This is a genomic window from Pseudomonas sp. 43A (genome assembly GCF_013363935.1).
Taxonomy (GTDB): Bacteria; Pseudomonadota; Gammaproteobacteria; order Pseudomonadales; family Pseudomonadaceae; genus Aquipseudomonas; species Aquipseudomonas crudilactis.
In genome coordinates, this window is the sequence record NZ_CP054880.1 from 1,745,147 (window position 1) to 1,767,470 (window position 22,324).

The following is a 22,324-nucleotide window of genomic DNA, read 5'->3' on the forward strand; positions in this document are numbered from 1 at the left end:
ATTATTCAGATTCGAAAAAATATAGACAAGAAACAAACCTGTCAAAGGTCGAAAGTGAACCGTCGGTCACAATAAAACTATTCGCTGTGTGAATGATCCTTCGCGGTTCTCGCAGACTGGATCGCTTGAAACGGCTGTAAGCCACGGCAATCGCGGCTTGGACTAGAGCCTTTTGAGATGTGATCGCCTAGAATCCGACGCAGTGTTTTTCTGTCACAGCCGAGCCTGGAGCTGCCATGACCCCTGCGTTGGACTTGTTGAAAAAAGTTCGTGCCGAACATCGCGTGCACAGTTACGAACATGACCCAAAGGCCGCGTCGTATGGGCTGGAGGCCGCAGAGAAACTGGCACTGGAACCGGCGCAGGTGTTTAAAACCCTGCTGGCGGCCAGTGAAAAAGGCGAGTTGCTGGTGGCGGTGGTGCCGGTCGTCGGAAGCCTCGACCTCAAAGGTCTGGCGCATGCGGCAGCCGTGAAAAAAGTCGAGATGGCTGACCCGGCGGCCGCACAGCGCTCCACCGGTTATCTGTTGGGTGGTATCAGTCCGTTGGGGCAGAAGAAGCGCCTGCGCACCTTCATCGATAACTCGGCTCAGGGTTTTGCGACTATTTATGTCAGCGCCGGCCGGCGAGGCCTTGAGGTGGAACTGGCACCCGCCGTGCTCGCCGAACACACCCAGGCGAAATTTGCCGATATTGGCCGTGCGTAATCGTTATCGCTGTATGCAGAAAATTGCCCGGTTCTGTCACTGGCGCTGATCGTGTCGTGGCGGCATGCTCTGCCGACTGACTTAGGGAGAAGGTTATGCAGCTCGAGTTTCATCAGGTCGACGCGTTCAGTGATCGGCCGTTCAGTGGCAATCCGGCAATGGTTTATCGGCTGGATGCGTGGCTTGCGGATGAGCTGATGCAGAAGATTGCCGCCGAGCACAATCTGGCGGAAACCGCGTTTCTGGTGCGCGAGGGTCAGGCCTGGCATATCCGCTGGTTTACGCCGACCACTGAAGTACCGTTGTGCGGACACGCCACGTTAGCCAGCGCTTATGTACTGTTCGACATCTACAAGGAAAGCGCTGAGCGTATCGACTTCACTTGTAAGTCCGGCGCGCTGAGCGTCACTCGAGAAGGTGATCGGTTGTGGCTGGATTTCCCGTCGATCGTACCGTCAGAGATTGGTGTGACGCTGGACGTCGAGCGGGCGCTGGGTGTTGAGGCGGTGGATGTGCTCGGCTCAAATGAACTGTTCGTGGTGCTGGAATCAGAACAGGCGGTGCTCGATTGCAAGCCGGACATGGTCGCGTTGGCCAAGCTGCCGTGGCTCGGTGCGATCGTTACGGCGCGGGGCAATCAGCACGATTTCGTTTCGCGCTATTTCGCTCCGGCGATTGGCATCAATGAGGATCCGGTCACCGGGTCGACGCATTGCAGCCTGATTCCGTATTGGTCGAAACGACTGGGCAAGACGAGCCTGACCGCTTGCCAGCGCTCGGCACGGGGTGGGGAGTTGTTTTGTCGGTTGGAGGGTGAGCGAGTGAAGATTGGCGGCAATGCGACGCTGGTTGCGAGCGGTACATTGTTGTTGGGCTAGCCCAAAAACACTGTGGGAGCGAGCCTGCTCGCGAATACGGTCGGTCAGTCAAATCATCTGTGACTGATACATTGCATTCGCGAGCAGGCTCGCTCCCACAGTTTTGATCCAGAGCGGATCAGAGGGCGGCGCTGTAACGGCGCACGCCGCTTTCCACTGCCGGGATCTGTGCGGCGGTGCTGCCGGAGGCCTGGAAAAGTACCAAGTGTTCGGCAACTACACGAATCCCCACTTCCGCACCGACCTGATGATCCGCATGGCTTGGGAAGATCGATTCCAGCTGCGCCCCCGTCGGCAATTGCAGACGATACAGCGTCGACGCGCCCAGGAACGTCTTGCCGACAATCCGTGCTTTCAAGCCACTGTCCGGTGCATAAACGATGTCATCCGGGCGCAGCAATACATCCACGGCGCCGCCAATCGGCCATGTATAAGCACGATTGCCACGCAACTCGCCCAGCTCGGTCTGCACCGATTCCGGGCTGCCGAGTTGGCCGCGAATGAAATAACCCTGGCCGATGAAGCTGGCCACATACGGCGTTGCGGGTTCGTGATACAGGTTGTACGGCGTGTCCCACTGCTCCAGTCGACCTTCCTTGAACACGCCGACGTGATCGCTGACGGCGAAGGCTTCTTCCTGGTCGTGGGTCACCAGAATCGCGCTGGTGCCACGGGCCTTGAGGATGTCGCGCACTTCATGGCTGAGCTTGCGCCGCAGTTCGCCATCAAGGTTGGAGAACGGCTCGTCGAGCAGCAGCAATTGCGGTTCCGGCGCCAAGGCGCGGGCGAGGGCGACACGTTGCTGCTGGCCGCCGGACAACTCGTGGGGGAAACGCTTGCCGAGATTTTTCAGGTTGACCAGTTCGAGCAGCTCTTCGGTGACGCGCTCCTTGTTCGGATGCTTGCGGATACCGAAGGCAATATTGTCGGCGACGCTCAGGTGCGGGAACAACGCGTAATCCTGGAACACCATGCCGATCCGGCGTTTTTCCGGCGCCAGGGTGAAGCCGGCGCTGGAAATGGTCTCACCGCCGAGGGTGATCTCTCCTTCATGCACCGGTTCGAAACCGGCGATGGCGCGCAGGGTGGTGGTCTTGCCGCAGCCGGACGAGCCGAGCAGGCAGCCGATGTCACCGGCGTTGAGGTGCAGATTGAGGTTCTGCACCACGCGTTGATCTTGATAGCCGCAAGCGAGGTTGCGCAGGTTCAGCAGTAATTCATGGCTCATGCGTGGTGATATGCCGGTTCAACGAGGAACTCGAGCAGGGCCTTCTGTGCGTGGAGACGGTTTTCTGCCTGATCCCAGGCGACGGAGCGCGGGTCATCAAGCAGGTCGAGGCTGATTTCTTCGCCACGGTGCGCCGGCAGGCAATGCATGAACAGCACGTCCTCGGCAGCGAGGTCGAGCAGGGCACGGTTGACCTGGAACGGCGCGAACAGCTTGAGGCGCTTGGCAGTTTCCTCTTCCTGGCCCATCGAAGTCCAGACATCGGTGCTCACCAGGTGCGCGCCGCGCACGGCGTCCAGCGGGTCGCGAACGATGGTCACGCGATCACCGGCCTTGGCGACGAATTCAGGGTTTGGCTCGTAGCCTTCCGGGCAGGCAACGCGCAACTGGAAGTCGAACTGCATCGCCGCTTCTATATAGCTGTTGCACATGTTGTTGCCGTCACCGATCCAGGCCACGGTCTTGCCCTGAATCGAGCCACGGTGCTCAAGGAACGTCTGCATGTCGGCCAGCAACTGGCACGGGTGCAGGTCATCGGACAGGCCGTTGATCACCGGCACGCGCGAGTTGGCGGCGAATTCGGTCAGGGTGCTGTGGGCAAAGGTACGGATCATCACCGCATCGAGCATGCTCGACATGACGATGGCGCAGTCGCCGATCGGCTCGCCACGGCCCAGCTGGGTGTCGCGTGGCGACAGAAAGATCGCCTGGCCGCCGAGCTGGATCATGCCGGCCTCGAAGGAGATCCTCGTGCGGGTCGAGGACTTTTCGAAGATCATGCCCAGCACGCGGTTTTTCAGAGGCTCGAACAGTACGCCGCGGTTACGCAGGTCCTTGAGCTCAACGCCTCGACGGATCACGCTGACCAGCTCTTCGGGCGTGCAATCCATCAGGGAGAGAAAGTGCCTTGCGCTCATCATTGACTACCTTTTTGCTACAAACCGCAGATGCTCAAAGCCTTGTTTAACGGAACAACGGGCGAGACCTGCGGCGTAAGCCGCACGGGGCGACGAAATAGGGGAAGGCGCGATATTGACATTAAATGTCGCGTTTTTCCAATAGGCTACGGTTTTTGTGGGATTCGGAGGACGCACTGGCGTTGCAGTCGCGTATTTGAAGCCGGGTTCAGGACAGCAGCGAGCCTCTTTGTACACTGGCCTCGCAGGGGTTGGCAATGCGGCGTGGCGGGGATCGCATCGCTTGGGTCGGTTTACCACCGTGGCGCCATGCCATCACTTGGTCGGATGCTCAGGCTGAAACATTTGCTAAAGCAAAGTGCTGGGTTATAAATAAGTTTCGAGCGACGCAGGAAGCCTCCGCATGGAATCGAAAGAAAAACTGTTAATGGAATTGCTGGGCCACACGGCTCGCTCTCTGACTCACCTCACTGCATCGGTCACCTCAATGTCCTTCGAACTGCTGCGCAGCGAAGACGAAGTGGTGAAGAGCGCTGGCCGCCACATGATCGACCGCATGGCGACCATCAGCGCCGGGCTCGATGAGCATTGGCGTCTCATCGGTGAACTCACCGGCGTGCACGTCGCCCACGAGCAGATCGAAACCATCCAGGAAATTCAGCTGGCCGCGCCGCCGCAGTTGCCGTCGAACTGATCATGGCGGTTTATCGGCTCGCCTGATAACCGTCGATTCACAAGACGAACGTCGCTGGCGCCTGACCTGCGCCGGGGCCATAGTTTTGTTCCCGCGGGCCTGATTGCCTGCCCAGAACAAGACAGAGACTGGCCATGACCAAGACTCTCCATCACCGTGCCTGCCACCTGTGTGAAGCCATCTGCGGTCTGACCATCGAAACCACTGAAACGGATGGCAATGTCGCGATCACCTCAATCAAGGGCGATGCGCTCGACACCTTCAGTCGTGGCCACATCTGCCCCAAGGCTGTGGCCCTGCAAGATATCCAGAACGATCCGGATCGCCTGCGCCAGCCAATGCGCCGTGTGGGCAGTGAATGGCTGCCGATCGAGTGGGACGAAGCGTTTGCGCTGGTTGCCGAGAAGCTGGCGGCGATTCAGGAGCGTCATGGCCAGAACGCCGTCGCGGTCTATCAGGGCAACCCGAGTGTGCATAACTACGGGCTGATGACCCACAGCAATTATTTCCTCGGTTTGCTGAAGACGCGCAATCGCTTCTCGGCGACCTCGGTCGATCAGTTGCCGCATCACCTGAGCAGTTATCTGATGTACGGCCATGGTTTGCTGCTGCCGATCCCGGACATCGATCACACCGACTTCATGCTGATCCTCGGCGGCAATCCGCTGGCCTCCAACGGCAGCATCATGACCGTGCCGGATGTCGAAAAACGTTTAAAAGCTATTCAGGCTCGCGGTGGTAAGGTCGTGGTGGTCGATCCACGGCGCAGCGAAACGGCGGCCATGGCTGACCAGCACCTGTTCGTTCGTCCCGGTGGCGATGCAGCCCTGTTGTTTGGCATGCTCAACACGTTGTTCAGTGAAGGCCTGACCCGCGACAGTCATCTGCCGGTCGATGGTCTGGACGAAGTGCGCGCGGCAGTCGCCGCGTTTACCGCTGAAACCATGAGTCCGTTGTGCGCCGTGCCTGCCGAGCAGATCCGCCAACTGGCGCGAGACTTCGCCGCAGCGCCAAGTGCGGTTTGCTATGGTCGGATGGGCGTTTCAACCCAGGCCTTCGGTACCCTTTGCCACTGGGTGGTGCAGTTGATCAATCTGGTCACCGGCAACCTTGACCGGGTTGGCGGCGCGCTGTGCACCGAACCTGCGGTAGATCTGGTGGCGTCGACCTCGGGCGGGCATTTCAACAAATGGCAGAGCCGTGTCTCGGGACGTCCTGAATACGGCGGCGAGTTACCGGTCTCGGCGCTGGCCGAAGAGATGCTTACTGAAGGTGAGGGCCAGATCCGTGCACTGATCACCGTCGCAGGCAACCCGGTGCTGTCGACGCCGAACGGGCGGCAACTGGAGCAGGCGCTGGACGGTCTCGAGTTCATGGTCAGCATCGACCTGTACATCAACGAAACCACGCGCTATGCCGACCTGATCCTGCCGTCGACCTCGGCGCTGGAGAATGATCACTACGACACCACATTCAATCTGTTCGCGGTGCGTAACGTCACCCGCTTCAACCGCGCGATCCTCGCCAAGCCAGAGGGCGCCTTGCATGACTGGGAGATCTTCGTGGGCCTGGCCAAGGCCTTTGCCGAAAAGACCGGCAAGGAGCTGAAACCGACCATGCCACCGGCGAAAATGATCGACATGGGCCTGCGCATGGGCATGTACGGTGATGCTTCCGAGCAGAAACTCTCCTTGGCGACGTTGTTCGATCATCCGCACGGGATCGATCTGGGCGCGTTGAAGCCTAACCTGGCTGCGCGTCTGAAAACACCGAATCAGCGTGTGCAGGCCGCTCCGTCAGAGATCCTTGCTGACCTCGCACGCTTCGCTGCATTGCAGGCGCCGGCCGCCGACGAGTTGCTGATGATTGGCCGCCGCCACGTGCGCAGCAACAATTCCTGGATGCACAACTATCACCGTCTGGTGAAAGGCAAGCCTCGCCACCAGTTGTTGATGCACCCGGATGACCTTGCCAGTCGTGGTCTCAACGATGGTCAGTTGGTGCGCGTCAGTTCGCGGGTCGGGCAGATTGAAGTCGAGGTAATCGGCAGTCTGGACATGATGAAAGGCGTGGTCAGCCTGCCGCACGGCTGGGGCCATGCGCGCCCGGGCGTGCAGATGGCAATTGCCAGTGGCCAGCCGGGTTCGAGCGCCAATGACCTGACCGATGAATGCCAGCTCGACGAGTTGTCCGGTAACGCGGCGCTGAATGGTGTGCCGGTGACGGTGGCGGCGGCTTGATCTAGTCTGTCGGGGAGACCGAGCATGGCGCTCGGGATTCCGTTACAATGCGCCACCGTGCCGACCGATGAGTCGGAAAGTTCAGCCGAGGTGCTCCATGGATATCATCGAAACGATTAAAGAGCAGATTGCCAACAACACCATTCTGCTTTACATGAAAGGTTCGCCGAATGCCCCACAGTGTGGCTTCTCCGCGAAAGCTGCGCAGGCTGTGATGGCTTGTGGCGAAAAGTTTGCGTACGTGGACATCCTGCAGAACCCGGAAATCCGCGCCAACCTGCCGAAGTACGCCAACTGGCCGACCTTCCCGCAACTGTGGGTCGGCGGTGAGCTGGTCGGCGGTAGCGACATCATGACCGAGATGGCTGCAGACGGTTCGCTGCAAAGCACCATCAAGGCAGCTGTTGAAGCAGCAGCGACGAACAAGTCCGAAGCCTGATCCGCTTTTGTGGGAGAGAGCTTGCTCGCTCCCACATGGGTTTCAGCAGTGACTGAAATCCGGGCAATAAAAAGCCCCGCGCCTCGAAAGAGGGCGGGGCTTTTTAGTGTCTCGAGTTCAGCGGGCGCTAACTTACTCTTCGCCCATCTGTGATTGCAGATAGTTCTCAAGACCGACTTTATCGATCAGGCCCAGTTGGGTTTCCAGCCAGTCGATGTGTTCTTCTTCGGATTCGAGAATGTCTTCGAGCAGTTCACGGCTGCCGAAGTCGCCAACGGTTTCGCAATGCGCGATCGCGGTCTTCAGGTCAGCGTGGCCGGTCTTCTCGATACGCAGGTCGCACTCCAGCATTTCCTGGGTGTGCTCGCCAATGTGCAGCTTGCCCAGATCCTGCACGTTCGGCAGGCCTTCGAGGAACAGGATGCGCTTGATCAGCTTGTCCGCGTGCTTCATCTCGTCGATGGATTCTTTGTATTCGTGCTTGCCGAGCTTGTTCAGACCCCAATCTTCATACATGCGCGCATGCAGGAAGTACTGATTGATCGCGACCAGCTCATTGGCAAGGATCTTGTTGAGATGCTGGATGACTGTAATGTCGCCTTTCATGATCGGAGTCCTGCCCTGTATTCGCTGTATATACGCCAGAGTTTGAGCTTCGCACTTATAAGTGTCAAACCTAAGTTATTGAATAATATATGAAAATTAATCGGAATAAGAATGTTTGTGTTCCGCGTCTGGAGCCTAAGCAATTGATTTACAGGCATAAAAAAACCGGACATAAGTCCGGTTCTTTGAAATGGGGTGTTATTACGCAGCAGTAAATTCTACCGGATAGGGGATCGCGGCCTGGGCGGTTTGCAGCTTGGTCAGGGTTTCGCGGACCACTTCCTTGGCAAGGCAGGCACATTTGCCGCATTGGCTGGCGACGCCGGTGGCCTGGCGGACTTCTTTATAGCTGCAGCAACCTTCATAGATCGCTTCGCGGATCTGTCCGTCGGTGACGCCAGTGCAGAGACAAACATACATAAGTGAGAACCGTCGCTGGTTGTGACTCAATTGCGATGGATCTTAATGTTAACGAGAATGATTGTCAAAGTGCTTTCGGAAGGCTTCAGCTGATTATCAGCCATGACTGACGAACGGTATTTGCTGGCGATTTGCCTGGCCCCGTAAATGCAGCGCCGTTCTGCGACTGCTTTGAAAAACCGTTAAGGACAGGCCAAATTCGCAGTGTATGATGGTCGGCCCTTGCGAAGGGGGTTCGTGTCACAGGGCTGTCGCCTGAGGGTGGCAGGCTGGCGCGGACCCTGAACTTCAAGTTTTTACACCAGGAGATATCAATGAGCGTACTCGTAGGCAAACAAGCCCCTGACTTCACCGTCCCGGCCGTACTCGGCAATGGCGAGATCGTTGACAGCTTCACCCTGTCCTCGGCCATCAAAGGCAAATACGGCCTGGTGTTCTTCTACCCACTGGACTTCACTTTCGTCTGCCCGTCCGAGCTGATCGCTCTGGACAACCGCATGGCCGACTTCAAGGCACGCAACGTTGAAGTGATCGCTGTGTCGATCGACTCGCACTTCACTCACAACGCATGGCGCAACACTCCAGTGAACAATGGCGGCATCGGCCAGGTGAAATACACCATGGCTGCCGACATGAAGCACGACATCGCCAAGGCTTACGACGTTGAGTCTGAAGGCGGCGTGGCTTTCCGTGGCGCGTTCCTGATCGACGACAAAGGCGTTGTCCGCTCGCAGATCATCAACGACCTGCCGCTGGGCCGTAACATGGAAGAGCTGATCCGTCTGGTTGACGCTCTGCAATTCCACGAAGAGCACGGCGAAGTCTGCCCTGCCAACTGGAAAAAAGGCGACAAAGGCATGAACGCTTCGCCAGAAGGCGTTGCGGCTTACCTGACCGAGAACGCTGCTGCCCTGTAAGGCGCAACGTCGAGGTACAAAAAAACCGGCCCACGTGGCCGGTTTTTTTATGCGCGGGATTTACCCGACGACGATCAATCAGTCGTCGAAGTCTTCCCAGCCGCCCATCTGCTTCCAGCGATTGACGATGCCGCAGAACAGCTCAGCGGTTTTCTCGGTGTCGTAACGCGCGGAGTGCGCTTCACGGCCGTCGAAATCGATGTCGGCGGCTTGGCAGGCTTTCGCCAGTACGGTTTGACCGTACGCCAGACCGGCCAGTGTCGCGGTGTCGAAGCTGGAGAACGGGTGGAACGGGTTGCGCTTCATGTCCAGTCGCGCGACGGCGGCGTTGAGGAAGCCGAGGTCGAAGCTGCTGTTGTGACCGACCAGAATCGCGCGCTTGCAGCCGTTGGCCTTCAGTGCCTTGCGGATGCCGCGGAAGATGTCGGTCAGCGCGGTTTCTTCGCTAACGGCCATGCGCAGCGGGTGATCGAGTTTGATTCCGGTGAACTCCAGCGCTGCTGCTTCAACGTTGGCGCCTTCGAAGGGCTCAACGCGGAAGAAGTAGGTGTGATCGGGGTAAACGAAACCCTTTTCATCCATGGCGATGGTGGTCGCCGCAATCTCCAGCAACGCATCGGTGGCCGAGTTGAAGCCGCCGGTTTCTACGTCGACGACAACCGGCAGGTAGCCGCGAAAGCGTGCTGCCATCGGGTGACGGGAACCGCCACCGCCACTTTGACCGTCCAGTTCGTCGTCGAAATGGTCTTCACTCACGCGTGTTCCTCCAGCAGGCGCCAGCGCAGTTTTTCACCGGCGCGCAGCGGGATAACGGTCAGCTCGCCAAACGGCAGGCTGGTCGGGGCGGTCCATTCTTCACGGACCAGGGTGATGCGATCGGTGTTCGCCGGCAGGCCGTAAAAACGCGGGCCGTTGAGGCTGGCGAAGGCTTCGAGCTTGTCCAGCGCGTTACGCTGTTCGAAGGCTTCGGCGTACATCTCGATGGCGGCGTACGCGGTGTAGCAGCCGGCGCAACCGCAAGCGGCTTCCTTGGCGTGCTGAGCGTGCGGTGCCGAATCGGTGCCGAGGAAGAACTTCGCGCTGCCACTGGTGGCGGCGTCGAGCAGGGCTTCCTGGTGCGTATTGCGCTTGAGGATCGGCAGGCAATAGAAGTGCGGCCGAATCCCGCCCACCAGCATGTGGTTGCGGTTGTAGAGCAGGTGATGCGCGGTGATGGTCGCGCCTACGTTGGCCGAGGCCTCGTTGACGAACTGCACGGCGTCGCCGGTGGTGATGTGTTCGAACACCACTTTCAGCGTCGGGAAGCGCTCCACCACGCGGCGCATGTGCTCATCGATGAAAATCTTTTCGCGGTCGAACACGTCGACATCACCACGGGTGACTTCACCGTGGATCAGCAGCGGCATGCCGACTTCGGCCATGGCTTCGATCGCCGGCAGAATCTTGTCGATGCTGGTCACCCCGGAATCGGAGTTGGTCGTGGCGCCGGCCGGGTACAGCTTGGCAGCGTGCACAAAACCGCTGGCCTTGGCCTCACGAATTTCTTCGGGCTGGGTGCGGTCGGTGAGGTACAGCACCATCAGCGGCTCAAAGCGACTGCCGGCCGGGCGAGCAGCGAGAATCCGCTGGCGATAGCCGTCGGCTTCAGCGGCGTTGCGCACCGGAGGTACCAGGTTGGGCATGATGATGGCGCGGCCAAACGTGCGCGCAACATCGGCAACGGTATTGGTCAACACGGCACCATCGCGAAGATGAATGTGCCAGTCGTCGGGACGCAGCAGGGTCAGGCGGTCGGACATGAGGGGATTCCAGGCGGGTCAAACTGAGGCGAATGCTACCGGAAAAGACTCTTGCAGGCACTCGCTATCAAGTTTTGCAGGAACCTTCCGATATCCCGTAGGTATGCCGTAAACATAGTGTGAATCGGTCTTTGTGTTTCAGAAGCCAATGGAGCCTCCCGTGCGCCAGCGTTATTTAGCCTTGCTCAGTGTGTTTGCCAGCCTTCCGGCGATGGCGCTCACGTACCAGACCCGTCTGGAGAACATTGAGTGGACGGTCGCCGGCGACAAGTTCGAATGTCGTCTGACCCAGCCGATCACCGATTTCGGCTCGGGCGAGTTCGTGCGCAAGGCGGGCGAGCAGGCGATCTTCCGTCTGAATGCCTACAACGCCATGCTTGGCGGTGGTTCGGCGACGTTGCTCGCGGCGGCTGCACCTTGGCAGCCGGGTCGTGGTGACATCAATCTGGGCTCCGTGAGGCTCGGCAGTGGCAACGTGCTGTTCAGCAGCTCACAGTCGCAGGCCGGCGGTCTGATCAGTGGTTTGCTGGACGGTCGCAGCCCGGTTGTACGTCGCGCGTCTGGCGATGGCCGCGTGTCGGAAGTGCGTTTATTGCCGGTGAAATTCAGCAAGGCGTTTAACGACTATCAGACTTGTGTAGCGAAATTGCTGCCGCAGAATTTTGACCAGATCAAGCAGTCGCAGATCGGTTTCCCTGGCGAAGGCGTTGATCTGGACGCCGCCGCCAAGGCCAAGCTGCAAGTGATGCTCGAATTCATGAAGGCCGATCCGACGGTCAATCACATCGAACTCGATGGCCATTCCGACAACAGCGGTAATCGCCTGACCAACCGTGAACTGTCGCGGCGCAGGGCGCTGGCAGTGGTCGACTTCTTCAAGGCCAATGGCATTCAGGAATCGCAGATCACCGTGCGTTTCCATGGTGAGCAATATCCGATCGTGCCAAACACCAATGCGGCCAATCGTGCGAAGAACCGTAGGGTCAATGTCAAACTGGCGCGCGTGGCGCCGGTCAGCCCAGCACCTGCGCCTCAAGCGAGCACGCCAGCCAGCACTGCAGCGACTTCCTGACCCGCCGGTCATCGTCGCGCTCTCGACAGATTCTGTCGCTTTGTCGTCTTAAGCTGTCGCGCCTCTGTAAATTATCGCGTTTGAGCGGTAGACTCCTCGGCTTTCCGTAGAACCCCGTGGAGTGATGGCATGGCGGACGTAAACAAGGTCGTTCTGGCGTATTCCGGCGGCCTGGACACTTCGGTGATCCTCAAGTGGCTGCAGGATACTTATAACTGTGAAGTGGTGACTTTCACCGCTGATCTCGGTCAAGGCGAAGAGGTCGAGCCGGCCCGCGCCAAGGCTCAGGCCATGGGCGTCAAAGAAATCTACATCGACGATCTGCGCGAAGAGTTCGTGCGTGATTTCGTGTACCCGATGTTCCGCGCCAACACCGTTTACGAGGGCGAGTACCTGCTGGGTACTTCCATCGCACGTCCGCTGATCGCCAAACGTCTGATTGAAATCGCCAACGAAACCGGCGCTGACGCCATTTCCCATGGCGCCACCGGCAAGGGCAACGACCAGGTGCGTTTCGAACTGGGTGCCTACGCGCTCAAGCCAGGCGTAAAAGTGATCGCGCCTTGGCGTGAGTGGGACCTGCTGTCCCGCGAGAAGCTGATGGACTACGCCGAGAAGCACGCGATCCCGATCGAGCGTCACGGCAAGAAGAAGTCCCCGTACTCGATGGACGCCAACCTGCTGCACATCTCCTATGAAGGCGGCGTGCTGGAAGACACCTGGACCGAGCACGAAGAAGATATGTGGAAATGGACCGTCTCCCCGGAGAACGCTCCTGACAAACCACAGTACCTGGAACTGACCTACCGCAACGGCGACATCGTTGCACTGGACGGCGTCGAAATGACCCCGGCCACCGTGCTGGCGACGCTGAACAAGATCGGTGGTGCTCACGGTATCGGCCGTCTCGATATCGTTGAAAACCGTTACGTCGGCATGAAGTCCCGTGGTTGCTACGAAACCCCGGGCGGCACCATCATGCTGCGCGCGCACCGCGCCATCGAGTCGATCACCCTGGACCGCGAAGTCGCTCACCTCAAAGACGAGCTGATGCCGAAGTACGCCAGCCTGATCTACACCGGTTACTGGTGGAGCCCTGAGCGTCTGATGCTGCAACAGATGATCGACGCTTCGCAGGTCAACGTGAACGGCGTTGTGCGCCTGAAGCTGTACAAAGGCAACGTCATCGTCACTGGCCGCAAGTCCGACGATTCGCTGTTCGATGCCAACATCGCGACCTTCGAAGAAGACGGCGGAGCTTACAACCAGGCCGACGCGGCGGGCTTCATCAAGCTCAACGCGCTGCGCATGCGCATTGCTGCCAACAAGGGCCGCAAGCTGTTCTGAGATTTTTCAGACTGACGCGCAATGAAAGGGCGGCCTTGTCTTCGAGACAAGGCCGCCCTTTTTTTAATTCTTTGTCAGTTTGTTGTCGAGTGATGCCAGTGCCTGGCTGCATGTGCGGCAAGGACAGACCGTTCAATTTCGACCCAGCAGCATCACCGTTTGTGAGCACAGGTTGTAAACGATGCAAAGCGTTGTGCTCGTACCTTTCTTTGCGTGTTTGATCTGCAGAAGTGCATTTTTAGTCAGTGAAGCGTCCGACACATGATTGGAAAGAAATACGATGACCCGATCGGTGTTTTTGTCGGAGTTTCGGATTTTTTCCAGAATCGTGGCGAACTCTCTCGACGCCCCAATATTGCGAGCATCAACAATATGAAGATTACTGATGCATGCGGGTAAGCGAATATTGTGTTGAACAGTAAGGTTTTGGTTAGTACCGACGCGCGGCGGAGGATCGGGGGCGTTATGGATTTTGCACGAATCCTTGCACAGTGCAGTCGCGTTCTCGCAGGGCACGATGTAGCTTGATATTTCAAACGTATCGAGTGTGCCTGGTTCTTGCGCTAACGTGTTTCGTTTGTTGTCATGATCATTGCTGTCCATTGCTTTTAAAAAACTCTCGTCTTTACCGAAGTCGGAAGGCGAATAGAGGGAACGGTAGTTGAAGTTGAGAGTTATAAAAAAAAGAAATAACAAGTAAAACGGAAAGCTGATCAAAAACCACACGTATACGGCCCGGTCCTCATTGTTGAGGAATGGTAAAGAAATAGCGGCCGAGGCCTCGGAGAGTCCAGCGAATATTGCGATGACTGTCATTGGATTATTGATCTTGTTTTTTATCCTTAACATGGTCTTGTTCTTCTGTTTTGGTTTTCTCATTTGATAGGGTCGTTTTGTTTGGTTGTTAGTAAAGTGGTTGATTGGAGTTTGTATTTATAGCAAAAAGTATTTGTCTGGAAGTAAATATCTTGTTTCAGTGTTTATGGACTAGTGGGGCGAGTATTGATCCGGTCCGTACGCTTGTCATGCGGTTGCGATGGGCTTTGGTAGGCTTTTCGGTCTTTGCAGGCGCACGCAGTTACAAAGCAGCAACGCACAGGCTGCGCAGTATCTAAAGCGGTATGTCGTCGGATTTTTAGGAGGACAGTGATTTTTTGTAGGAATTATCCTCAATCATTGTAGGGGATGTCCTTCGATGCGAGTCCATGAAAGGCTTGGCATACTAAGGAGCAAGTGACTGGGCTATTGTGCGTGTTCTAAAAACTCGAACAGCGAAACTGGACTTGCCCATGAATAAAGTGCTGATCGTGGATGACCACCCCGTCATTCGTCTCGCGGTACGTATGCTGATGGAACGTCATGGCTACGAAGTCATTGCAGAAACTGATAATGGTGTAGATGCACTACAACTTGCTCGTGATCAAATGCCGGATATAGTCATTCTGGATATTGGAATACCGAAACTTGATGGGCTTGAGGTTATTGCGCGCCTGACGTCGACAACCATGCCTATTAAAGTCCTGGTATTGACTTCCCAGGCCCCAGGGCACTTTTCGATGCGCTGCATGCAATCAGGGGCGGCGGGTTATGTCTGTAAACAGCAGGATCTCACCGAGTTGTTGAGTGCGATCAAGGCGGTTTTATCCGGATACAGTTACTTTCCCAATCAGGCACTCCACACAGTGCGGACCAGTTTGGGCAACGCCAGTGAAGCCGATATGGTGGATCGCCTTTCCGGTCGCGAAATGATGGTGTTGCAGCAGTTGGCGCGGGGCAAGACGAACAAGGAAATCGCCGATGGCATGTTCCTGAGCAACAAGACCGTGAGCACTTACAAGACCCGCTTGTTGCTGAAACTCAATGCGCGCTCTTTGGTAGATCTGATCGAGTTGGCTCAGCGCAATGGGCTCGTCTGAATCTTTCAGTCGCTGACGGGGTCATGGGCCGATCGAATTCAGTGAGTCGCAGAAAGTAAAAAGCCTCCGGTTCGGGAGGCTTTCAAGGTTCATAGATCAAAATCGTAATCGGCCAACTGCTTTAGCAGTCGGCGCTCCTCAAGCAGGTTGTCGATAGTGCGGCGCTTGCTCAGATTGGTCTTGGCAACTTCAACCGCCGGTTCGGCGTCATCTGCCTCCGTGGTGTCGTCATCCAGCTCCAGTTCTTCTTTGTCAGTACTCATAAATCACTCCCACACTAAGACTGCCTTTGGCGCTCCTTATATCGACATTCCCGCGGCGGGTAAAAAAGATTTTTTCAATCGACCATTCAATAATTCCAATAGCCGGTCAATCGTCCGATGTTTTGTGTTTGTACTCGCACAGGTCTTCAATTCGGCAGCTACCGCATCGCGGCTTGCGGGCCAGGCACACATAGCGCCCATGGAGAATCAGCCAGTGATGAGAATCGAGCAGAAATTGTCTGGGTACAAACTTCATCAGCTTGTTTTCCACTTCGACCACGTTCTTGCCGGGAGCGATGCCGGTCCGGTTGCTGACGCGGAAGATGTGCGTGTCGACGGCCATGGTCAACTGGCGAAAGGCTGTATTGAGTACCACATTGGCAGTTTTGCGACCGACGCCAGGCAAGGCCTCAAGCTCTTCACGCGTTTGTGGCACTGCACCGCCGTGACGTTCGACCAGCAAGCGGCAGGTCTCGATGACGTTCTTGGCCTTGCTGTTGTAGAGGCCGATGGTCTTGATGTACTCGGACAGCCCTTCGACGCCCAGCGCATGGATCGCTGAAGGCGTGTTGGCGACCGGAAACAGCTTCGCTGTCGCTTTGTTGACACCGACGTCGGTCGATTGCGCTGAAAGAATCACCGCAATCAGCAGTTCGAAAGGCGAGGTATAGGCCAGTTCGGTTTTCGGCTCGGGGTTGTCCTCGTGCAGTCGACGAAAAATCTCAAGACGTTTTGCGGCATTCATGGGCGATGCGTTTCCTTGAAAATAGAGTTCGAACCGGTCCACGCCTGACGAGCTGCGAGCAGCAGCCCCAACAAAATCAAAGCGCCGGGAACCAGGGCTGCCAAATGCAGTCCGTCACTGAAAAAGACCAGACCTTGCCAGTGTTCAAACAGGCCTTGCCCGAGTGTTCCCCGGCCCGCGAGTTCTCGTAGCCCGGCAAGTATCAGCATCAAAACGCCAAATCCGGCGCCGAGTCTGAGGCGCTCGGTCAGCGTCTGGCGGAAAAATCCATGGTGCTCCAGCACCATGCACTGCAGCCCGATCAGGCCAGCGTATAGACCAAACGCCTGGTGCCATGGCAAGAACCAGCGTTGCACGAAGATCTCTGCACAACTGGTCAACGTGGCCGCGAGCAACAAACTCGCCAGCAATGTACTTGCCCTCGAGGCGTGCCCTCGCAACGGTGCCATGCAAAAGCCATATGCACCGGCCACAGTGATGAACATCAAAGCGGCTACCAGCGCACCCGCCAGTGAGCTGGTTGTGCCCAGCAGGATTACCAGCGTCAATGAGTGCGACAGGTTTGCCATCCGCTTCATGGTTCGCTCCCCAGCAACGCCGTTCGATGGGCATCGAAGTAGCGCAACGCGTCATGGATCGCGTTGATCGCCGCGCGGGACGTAATCGTCGCCCCGGCTATCTGATCGAATTGGCCTTGATCCTTTTTCAGAGCCCAACCGGTATCCGTCGGCTCATTACTGGATTTGCCGGTGAATGCCCCAAGCCAGGCATTCGGCCAGTCACCCAGATGTCCGCCGAGCGCTGGTGTTTCATTTTGCTTGAGGGGCTTTACACCCAGCAGTCTTCCCTGGGCATCAATGGCGATCAGTAACTCGACAGTACCCGCATAACCTTGGGACTGGCTACGCAGCAACACAGCTACCGGTTGCCCAGCCTGGGTCGCGCGATAGCCACCGGTCAGCGTGCTATGGGGCAAGGCAATATCCGCCAATGCCAGCGGCTGCTCCAGCGGTTGATTGTCGTAACTATTGATTGCGAGCACATCGAGCAGTTTGTCGCTGTCGATCAGGCGTTGCTCGGCGGCAATCTGCGGGGCATTGCTGCGTTGTACCAGATACGTCGTACCGGTGCCGACAATGGTCAGCAGCAGCAGGGTGAGTGTACTCGTCAATCGGTTCATGGCGTCGTCCGTGCTTGCCGGCTCACGGCAAAACGTTCCAGTGCCGGTACGCAGAGATTCATCAGCAATACCGCAAACGCAACACCGTCCGGGTAACCACCCCACGTACGAATCAGATAAGTCAGCAAACCGACGCCAACACCGAAAAGCAGCCGGGCGAGCGCGCTTCTGGCGCCGGACACTGGTTCAGTGATGATGAAAAATGCGCCGAGCATGGTTGCGCCGCTCAGCAGGTGAAACACTGGCGAGCCGTGAGAGTCGGAGCCTGAGCCATTCCAGCACAGCAGACTGACCACCAACAGGCTGGCGAGCATACCGACCGGCGCGTGCCAGCCGAACACTCGCCGTTGCAGCAAAAACAGCCCGCCAACCAGAAACGCCAGATTCGCCCATTCCACGCCATGTCCGCCGAATTGGCCGAAGGCCGGGTTGGCGGCGAAGAGTTCATCGATGGTCAGGCTTTTGTTGATGCGCAGGGTGTCCAGCGCCGTGGCCTGCACCCAGGCATCCGGGGCCTGCCGTGGGTTGAATACCTGCTGGACGGCGTCGAGCAGATTCATTCCGTGGGCAGGCCATTGCGTCATCGGCTGCGAGAACATCACGATCGCCAGGGCAAAACCGAGCATGGCCGGGTTGAACGGATTTTTGCCTACGCCGCCGTACAGGTGTTTGCCAAACAGCAGGCCCGAAGCGATCGCGACCACTGTCAGCCACCAAGGGCAATATGGCGGCAAGGCTGCGGCAAGCAGCGTTGCACTGACCAGCGCGCTGCCGTCGCTCAGGGTGGGCCGCAACGGTTGCCGGCGCAGGCGGGTGATACCGGCCTCGACCACCAACGCAGTACTGGCGGACAGGATCAGATTGATCAACAAGCCCCAACCGTAAAACCAGAACAGCGCCAGCAGCCCCGGCAACGTCGCCAGCAGTACCAGCTTCATCGCCTGTTGCAGGCGATCGTCCGGCGCCTCAAGGGGCGACATGATCTTGCACCTGGCGCTCGGCGTCTTGCAGGCGGGCGCGGGCCTTGTCGAGCATTTCTGTGGGCGTGTCGGCGCGACGTTCAAGTTTGTTGAGGTCCGCGCGGGCGTAGGCCAATTCGGTTTTCAACTGGCGAAGCTGGCTGTCGATCGGACGTTTTTCGACACGCACCAGGTCAGGCAACGGCTGATCGCTTGTTGCTTCGGCGGCGTGCAGGGCCTGCTCGGCATCGCTTAATGCTCGTTCCAGCGCGGCGATCTGCTCCGGCGCCGCTTCGGCGGTTTGGGCTTTTTTCAGTTCGGCGCGGCGCATGGCCAACTGGATCTTCGCCCGTTTCAGATCGGCGTCTTTGGCAGGGGCAGGCACTGTGGGTGCTGGCGGAGCGCTGCTTTCAACGGCCGCCAAAGCCCGCTCGGCCGCTTCGAATTGCTGCTGCAACACGATTAATTGCGCCTGCTGCTCGAAGGTCGGCGGATGGCCGAAGGCCTTCAGCGATTTGTGCAGTTGCGCACGGCTCATGGCCACATCGATCTTGGCTTTCTTCAGCGCCGCATCCGCAGTCGCCGCTTTCTGTGCACGCACCCGCTCGAGCGCAGCCTGCACCGGATTGCTTGCAGTCACTTCAGGTTGCGCCGCCCGTTTCGCTCGGGTTTCACGCTCAGCCTGTTTCTGTTGTTCTTCGCGTTGAAGACGGTCATTGCGTCGCTCAAAGCGTTGACGTGCGTGATCACGTTTAACGGCGCGAGCGCGTTGCTCGTCGAGATTGAAGGCCAGACCTCCCACCACCGGCAATGTGCCGAGCGGCAGCGGGTGCATTTCAATGCAGTCCACCGGGCACGGCGCAACACACAGGTCGCAACCGGTGCACTCGTCAATGATCACCGTGTGCATCAGTTTCGCCGCGCCGACAATTGCGTCGATCGGGCAGGCCTGAATGCACTTGGTGCAGCCGATGCATTCGGCTTCGCGGATGAACGCCACTTGCGGCGGCGCTACGCCGCGACTGATGTCCAGTTCCAGCACCGGCACTTTCAACAGTTCAGCCAGGGCGGCGATGGTTTCGTCACCGCCCGGCGGGCACTTGTTGATCGGCTCGCCTGCGACGATGCCCTGCGCATACGGCTTGCATCCGGGATGGCCGCATTTGCCGCACTGGGTCTGCGGCAGAAGGGCATCGATGCGTTGAATCAGACTCATGTTTTGATCAGTCCACTGAATCCGAGAAAAATCACTGCAATCAGTCCGGCGCTGATCAAATCGACCGGCAAGCCACGGAAGGGCAGGGGAATATCGTTGTCGGCCGTACGTTCACGCAAATCCAGGAACAGGCTCAGTACCAACCAGAAACCCAACCCGGCACCGAGGCTCAAAGCGGTCGCGTGGAGCAGGCCCCGATCGTTTTGCGCGTTGATCAGTGCCAGCCCGAGCACACCGGCGTTGCCCAGCAACAATGGCCATAGACCGTCGAACGGCAGACCCGGCAGCCAGCGTGTCAACAGTTTCAGCAGCGGCGCAATCAGCAAGACGCTCAACGGCAGAAACACAAACAGGCGCAGCGCCTCAATTTGCAACGGCACCAACAGCCAATGCCAGATCGCATAACCAGCCACACCGACAACCAGCATCAGGCACAACGTCGCCAGCCCCAGCGCATGCACCTGTCGACGACTGCCCGCCAACAGCGGATCGACGCCCAGCGGCCAGTGCAACACGAAGTTGTTGAGCAGCGCAGCACTGACAAGCGTTAGCACGAGTTCGGTCATGGTTCTGCCGGTGAAACGGGTGGGTGTCTCATAAGGTTAGGCATTATCCGGCCAGATATGAAAAATCCCACAGGCATGCCGGGCACGCCTGTGGGATCAATTGACCGCCAGCTGTTACTTGATGCGCTGACCCGGCTTGGCGCCGCTGTCCGGGCTCAACAGGTAGATTTCTTCACCTCCAGGACCGGCCGCCATCACCATGCCTTCGGAGATACCAAACTTCATTTTCCGTGGCTTGAGGTTGGCGATCATCATGGTCAGGCGACCGTCGAGCTTGGACGGATCCGGGTAGGCGCTCTTGATGCCCGAGAACACGTTGCGTTGCTCGTCACCGATATCCAGTGTCAGGCGCAGCAGCTTGTCAGCACCTTCGACATGTTCGGCCTTGACGATCAGCGCGACGCGCAGGTCGATTGCGGCAAAGGCGTCGAAGTCGATTTCCGGCGACAGCGGATCCTTGGCCAGTTCGCCATTGCCGGCCGGAGCAGCGGCACCGGTGTCGGTCTGGCTGGCGGTGAGGTCTTCTTTCGAGGCGTCGCTCATGGCTTGCACTTTTACCGGGTCGATGCGGGTCATCAACGGCTTGAATTCGTTCAACTGGTGGTTGGCCAGCAGCGTGGTGTGGTCGTTCCAGGTCAGCGGGGCGACGTTGAGGAACGCCTCGGCATCGGCGGCCAGCAGCGGCAGCACCGGTTTGAGGAAGATCACCAGTTGGCGGAACAGGTTGATGGCGGTGGCGCAGATCGCCTGGACTTCATCCTGCTTGCCTTCCTGCTTGTTCAACGACCATGGCGCCTTGTCGGCGATCCAGGCGTTGGCGCGGTCGGCGAGGGCCATGGTTTCACGCATGGCGCGGGCGAAGTCGCGGGCTTCATAGGCGTCGGCAATGCTTGGCGCGGCGGCGATGAACGCCTCGGTCAGCTCTGGCGCGGCATTGGTGTCGACCAGCAGGCCGGCGTTGCCTTTTTGAATGAAACCGGCGCAACGGCTGGCGATGTTGACCACTTTGCCGACCAGGTCGGAGTTGACCTTCTGCACGAAGTCTTCGAGGTTCAGGTCGAGGTCATCAACGCCACGACCGAGTTTGGCCGCGTAGTAGTAGCGCAGGTATTCCGGCGACAGGTGATCCAGATACGTACGCGCCTTGATAAAGGTGCCGCGCGACTTGGACATCTTCTGGCCGTTGACGGTCAGGTAGCCATGTACGTTGATGCCGGTCGGCTTGCGGTAGCCCGCGCCTTCGAGCATCGCTGGCCAGAACAGCGCGTGGAAGTTGACGATGTCCTTGCCGATGAAGTGGTACAGCTCGGCGGTGGAGTCCTTGCCCCAGAACGCGTCGAAGTCCAGCTCCGGCGTGCGATCGCAAAGGTTCTTGAAGCTGGCCATGTAGCCGATCGGCGCATCCAGCCACACGTAGAAATACTTGCCCGGCTCGCCCGGAATCTCGAAACCGAAGTACGGCGCATCGCGGGAGATGTCCCACTGCTGCAGGCCGGCATCCAGCCATTCGGCGATCTTGTTGGCGACCGCGTCCTGCAGGGTGCCGCTACGGGTCCAGGCTTGCAGCATTTGCTGGAAGTCCGGCAGTTTGAAGAAGAAGTGCTGGGAATCCTTGAGCACCGGGGTGGCGCCAGAGATCGCCGACTTCGGATCCTTCAGATCAGTCGGGGCGTAGGTCGCACCGCATTTTTCGCAGTTGTCGCCGTACTGGTCTTCAGTGCCACATTTCGGGCAGGTGCCCTTGATGAAGCGGTCGGCCAGGAACATTTTCTTTTCCGGGTCGAAATACTGGGTGATCGAGCGTTGAGCGATGTGCCCGGCGTCACGCAGCTTGAGGTAGATCTGGCTCGACAGCTCACGGTTTTCTTCGGCGTGAGTGGAGTGGAAGTTGTCGAAATCAACGAGGAACTCGGCAAAGTCGGCGCTGTGTTCAGCCTGCACATTGGCGATCAGTTGTTCCGGGGTGATGCCTTCCTTTTCCGCGCGCAGCATGATCGCCGAACCGTGGGCGTCGTCGGCGCAGACATAAATGCATTGATTGCCGCGATGCTTCTGGAAGCGCACCCACATATCGGTCTGGATATATTCCAGCATATGGCCAAGGTGAATCGAACCGTTGGCGTAGGGCAGGGCGCTGGTGACGAGGATCTTGCGTGGTTCGGACATGTGGGGCTTCGCTACTTGATGAAACGGAGGTCGGCCACTATAAAGCGCC

The 22,324-nt window shown here is 58.2% G+C and carries 24 protein-coding genes; 9 read left to right on the forward strand and 15 right to left on the reverse strand.

Annotation, left to right across the window (positions count from 1 at the left end; all coding sequences use genetic code 11):
- Window positions 1-236: 236 nt before the first annotated feature.
- Together ybaK and HUW52_RS07710 are read left to right on the forward strand one after the other, a co-directional pair.
- Complete coding sequence (gene ybaK / locus HUW52_RS07705; protein WP_175553321.1) at window positions 237-707, forward strand: Cys-tRNA(Pro) deacylase; 471 nt, start codon at window positions 237-239, stop codon at window positions 705-707.
- Window positions 708-802: 95 nt separating this feature from the next.
- The gene (locus tag HUW52_RS07710; RefSeq protein WP_016986647.1) at window positions 803-1,585 is read left to right on the forward strand and encodes a PhzF family phenazine biosynthesis protein; all 783 of its coding nucleotides are present in this window, start codon (window positions 803-805) and stop codon (window positions 1,583-1,585) included.
- A 118-nt stretch (window positions 1,586-1,703) separates the two neighbouring features.
- Here HUW52_RS07710 and HUW52_RS07715 read toward each other — a convergent pair whose 3' ends face one another.
- Both HUW52_RS07715 and argF read right to left on the reverse strand, forming a co-directional pair.
- Window positions 1,704-2,813, reverse strand: a complete 1,110-nt coding sequence (locus tag HUW52_RS07715; protein WP_016986648.1) for an ABC transporter ATP-binding protein — start codon at window positions 2,811-2,813, stop codon at window positions 1,704-1,706.
- Window positions 2,810-3,730, reverse strand: coding sequence for an ornithine carbamoyltransferase (gene argF / locus HUW52_RS07720; RefSeq protein ID WP_026000713.1), 921 nt, complete (start codon window positions 3,728-3,730; stop codon window positions 2,810-2,812). Before argF ends, HUW52_RS07715 begins: the two co-directional genes overlap by 4 nt.
- A 403-nt stretch (window positions 3,731-4,133) precedes the next feature.
- Here argF and HUW52_RS07725 point away from each other — a divergent pair, with 403 nt between their 5' ends.
- The 3 genes from HUW52_RS07725 to grxD all read left to right on the forward strand — a co-directional run bounded on the left by HUW52_RS07725 (window position 4,134) and on the right by grxD (window position 7,103).
- Window positions 4,134-4,424: a hypothetical protein gene (locus HUW52_RS07725; protein WP_016986650.1), complete on the forward strand. Its 291-nt coding sequence runs from the start codon at window positions 4,134-4,136 to the stop codon at window positions 4,422-4,424.
- 134 nt (window positions 4,425-4,558) lie between these two features.
- Window positions 4,559-6,664 (forward strand): molybdopterin oxidoreductase family protein, encoded by a 2,106-nt coding sequence (locus tag HUW52_RS07730; RefSeq protein ID WP_175553322.1) that lies wholly within the window; start codon window positions 4,559-4,561, stop codon window positions 6,662-6,664.
- 97 nt (window positions 6,665-6,761) lie between these two features.
- On the forward strand, window positions 6,762-7,103 hold the full coding sequence (gene grxD, locus HUW52_RS07735; protein ID WP_016986652.1) for a Grx4 family monothiol glutaredoxin: 342 nt from the start codon (window positions 6,762-6,764) through the stop codon (window positions 7,101-7,103).
- 132 nt (window positions 7,104-7,235) lie between these two features.
- Here grxD and bfr read toward each other — a convergent pair whose 3' ends face one another.
- Window positions 7,236-7,709: a bacterioferritin gene (gene bfr, locus HUW52_RS07740; protein ID WP_016986653.1), complete on the reverse strand. Its 474-nt coding sequence runs from the start codon at window positions 7,707-7,709 to the stop codon at window positions 7,236-7,238.
- Between the two features lie 201 nt (window positions 7,710-7,910).
- Entirely contained in the window at window positions 7,911-8,129 is a 219-nt protein-coding gene (locus tag HUW52_RS07745; protein ID WP_003227725.1) for a bacterioferritin-associated ferredoxin, read from the reverse strand.
- 314 nt (window positions 8,130-8,443) lie between these two features.
- Here HUW52_RS07745 and HUW52_RS07750 point away from each other — a divergent pair, with 314 nt between their 5' ends.
- A complete protein-coding gene (locus HUW52_RS07750) occupies window positions 8,444-9,046 on the forward strand; it encodes a peroxiredoxin (protein ID WP_003227723.1) in 603 nt (200 codons plus the stop codon).
- 78 nt (window positions 9,047-9,124) lie between these two features.
- On the opposite strand, the gene rnt is transcribed toward HUW52_RS07750, so the two are convergent.
- Both rnt and pyrC read right to left on the reverse strand, forming a co-directional pair.
- Complete coding sequence (gene rnt, locus HUW52_RS07755) at window positions 9,125-9,802, reverse strand: ribonuclease T (RefSeq protein ID WP_016986654.1); 678 nt, start codon at window positions 9,800-9,802, stop codon at window positions 9,125-9,127.
- Window positions 9,799-10,845 carry a dihydroorotase gene (gene pyrC, locus HUW52_RS07760; RefSeq protein WP_175553323.1) on the reverse strand — a complete coding sequence of 349 codons (1,047 nt, stop codon included), beginning with the start codon at window positions 10,843-10,845 and terminating at the stop codon, window positions 9,799-9,801. The genes rnt and pyrC overlap by 4 nt, the downstream gene beginning before the upstream one ends.
- 160 nt (window positions 10,846-11,005) lie before the next feature.
- On the opposite strand from pyrC, the gene HUW52_RS07765 reads away from it, so the two are divergent.
- Both HUW52_RS07765 and HUW52_RS07770 read left to right on the forward strand, forming a co-directional pair.
- Window positions 11,006-11,917: an OmpA family protein gene (locus HUW52_RS07765; protein WP_175553324.1), complete on the forward strand. Its 912-nt coding sequence runs from the start codon at window positions 11,006-11,008 to the stop codon at window positions 11,915-11,917.
- Between the two features lie 129 nt (window positions 11,918-12,046).
- The gene (locus HUW52_RS07770; RefSeq protein ID WP_016986656.1) at window positions 12,047-13,264 is read left to right on the forward strand and encodes an argininosuccinate synthase; all 1,218 of its coding nucleotides are present in this window, start codon (window positions 12,047-12,049) and stop codon (window positions 13,262-13,264) included.
- A 132-nt stretch (window positions 13,265-13,396) separates the two neighbouring features.
- Here HUW52_RS07770 and HUW52_RS07775 read toward each other — a convergent pair whose 3' ends face one another.
- Complete coding sequence (locus HUW52_RS07775) at window positions 13,397-14,143, reverse strand: hypothetical protein (RefSeq protein WP_371929240.1); 747 nt, start codon at window positions 14,141-14,143, stop codon at window positions 13,397-13,399.
- Between the two features lie 410 nt (window positions 14,144-14,553).
- Between HUW52_RS07775 and HUW52_RS07780 the strand changes: the two genes are divergently transcribed.
- Window positions 14,554-15,180 carry a response regulator transcription factor gene (locus tag HUW52_RS07780; protein ID WP_016986658.1) on the forward strand — a complete coding sequence of 209 codons (627 nt, stop codon included), beginning with the start codon at window positions 14,554-14,556 and terminating at the stop codon, window positions 15,178-15,180.
- Between the two features lie 89 nt (window positions 15,181-15,269).
- Here HUW52_RS07780 and HUW52_RS07785 read toward each other — a convergent pair whose 3' ends face one another.
- From HUW52_RS07785 to metG, 8 genes are all read right to left on the reverse strand, one after another.
- On the reverse strand, window positions 15,270-15,443 hold the full coding sequence (locus HUW52_RS07785; RefSeq protein WP_175553325.1) for a PA3496 family putative envelope integrity protein: 174 nt from the start codon (window positions 15,441-15,443) through the stop codon (window positions 15,270-15,272).
- 106 nt (window positions 15,444-15,549) lie between these two features.
- Window positions 15,550-16,188 carry an endonuclease III gene (nth, locus tag HUW52_RS07790; protein ID WP_016986660.1) on the reverse strand — a complete coding sequence of 213 codons (639 nt, stop codon included), beginning with the start codon at window positions 16,186-16,188 and terminating at the stop codon, window positions 15,550-15,552.
- On the reverse strand, window positions 16,185-16,766 hold the full coding sequence (locus HUW52_RS07795; RefSeq protein WP_175553326.1) for an Rnf-Nqr domain containing protein: 582 nt from the start codon (window positions 16,764-16,766) through the stop codon (window positions 16,185-16,187). The genes nth and HUW52_RS07795 overlap by 4 nt, the downstream gene beginning before the upstream one ends.
- On the reverse strand, window positions 16,763-17,368 hold the full coding sequence (locus HUW52_RS07800; RefSeq protein ID WP_175553327.1) for an RnfABCDGE type electron transport complex subunit G: 606 nt from the start codon (window positions 17,366-17,368) through the stop codon (window positions 16,763-16,765). Before HUW52_RS07800 ends, HUW52_RS07795 begins: the two co-directional genes overlap by 4 nt.
- Window positions 17,365-18,348, reverse strand: a complete 984-nt coding sequence (locus HUW52_RS07805) for an RnfABCDGE type electron transport complex subunit D (protein WP_175553328.1) — start codon at window positions 18,346-18,348, stop codon at window positions 17,365-17,367. The genes HUW52_RS07800 and HUW52_RS07805 overlap by 4 nt, the downstream gene beginning before the upstream one ends.
- Window positions 18,335-19,543, reverse strand: coding sequence for an electron transport complex subunit RsxB (rsxB, locus tag HUW52_RS07810; protein WP_175553329.1), 1,209 nt, complete (start codon window positions 19,541-19,543; stop codon window positions 18,335-18,337). The genes HUW52_RS07805 and rsxB overlap by 14 nt, the downstream gene beginning before the upstream one ends.
- Window positions 19,540-20,109: an Rnf-Nqr domain containing protein gene (locus HUW52_RS07815; RefSeq protein ID WP_175553330.1), complete on the reverse strand. Its 570-nt coding sequence runs from the start codon at window positions 20,107-20,109 to the stop codon at window positions 19,540-19,542. Before HUW52_RS07815 ends, rsxB begins: the two co-directional genes overlap by 4 nt.
- Window positions 20,110-20,223: 114 nt before the next feature.
- The gene (gene metG, locus HUW52_RS07820) at window positions 20,224-22,275 is read right to left on the reverse strand and encodes a methionine--tRNA ligase (protein WP_175553331.1); all 2,052 of its coding nucleotides are present in this window, start codon (window positions 22,273-22,275) and stop codon (window positions 20,224-20,226) included.
- Window positions 22,276-22,324: the final 49 nt, after the last annotated feature.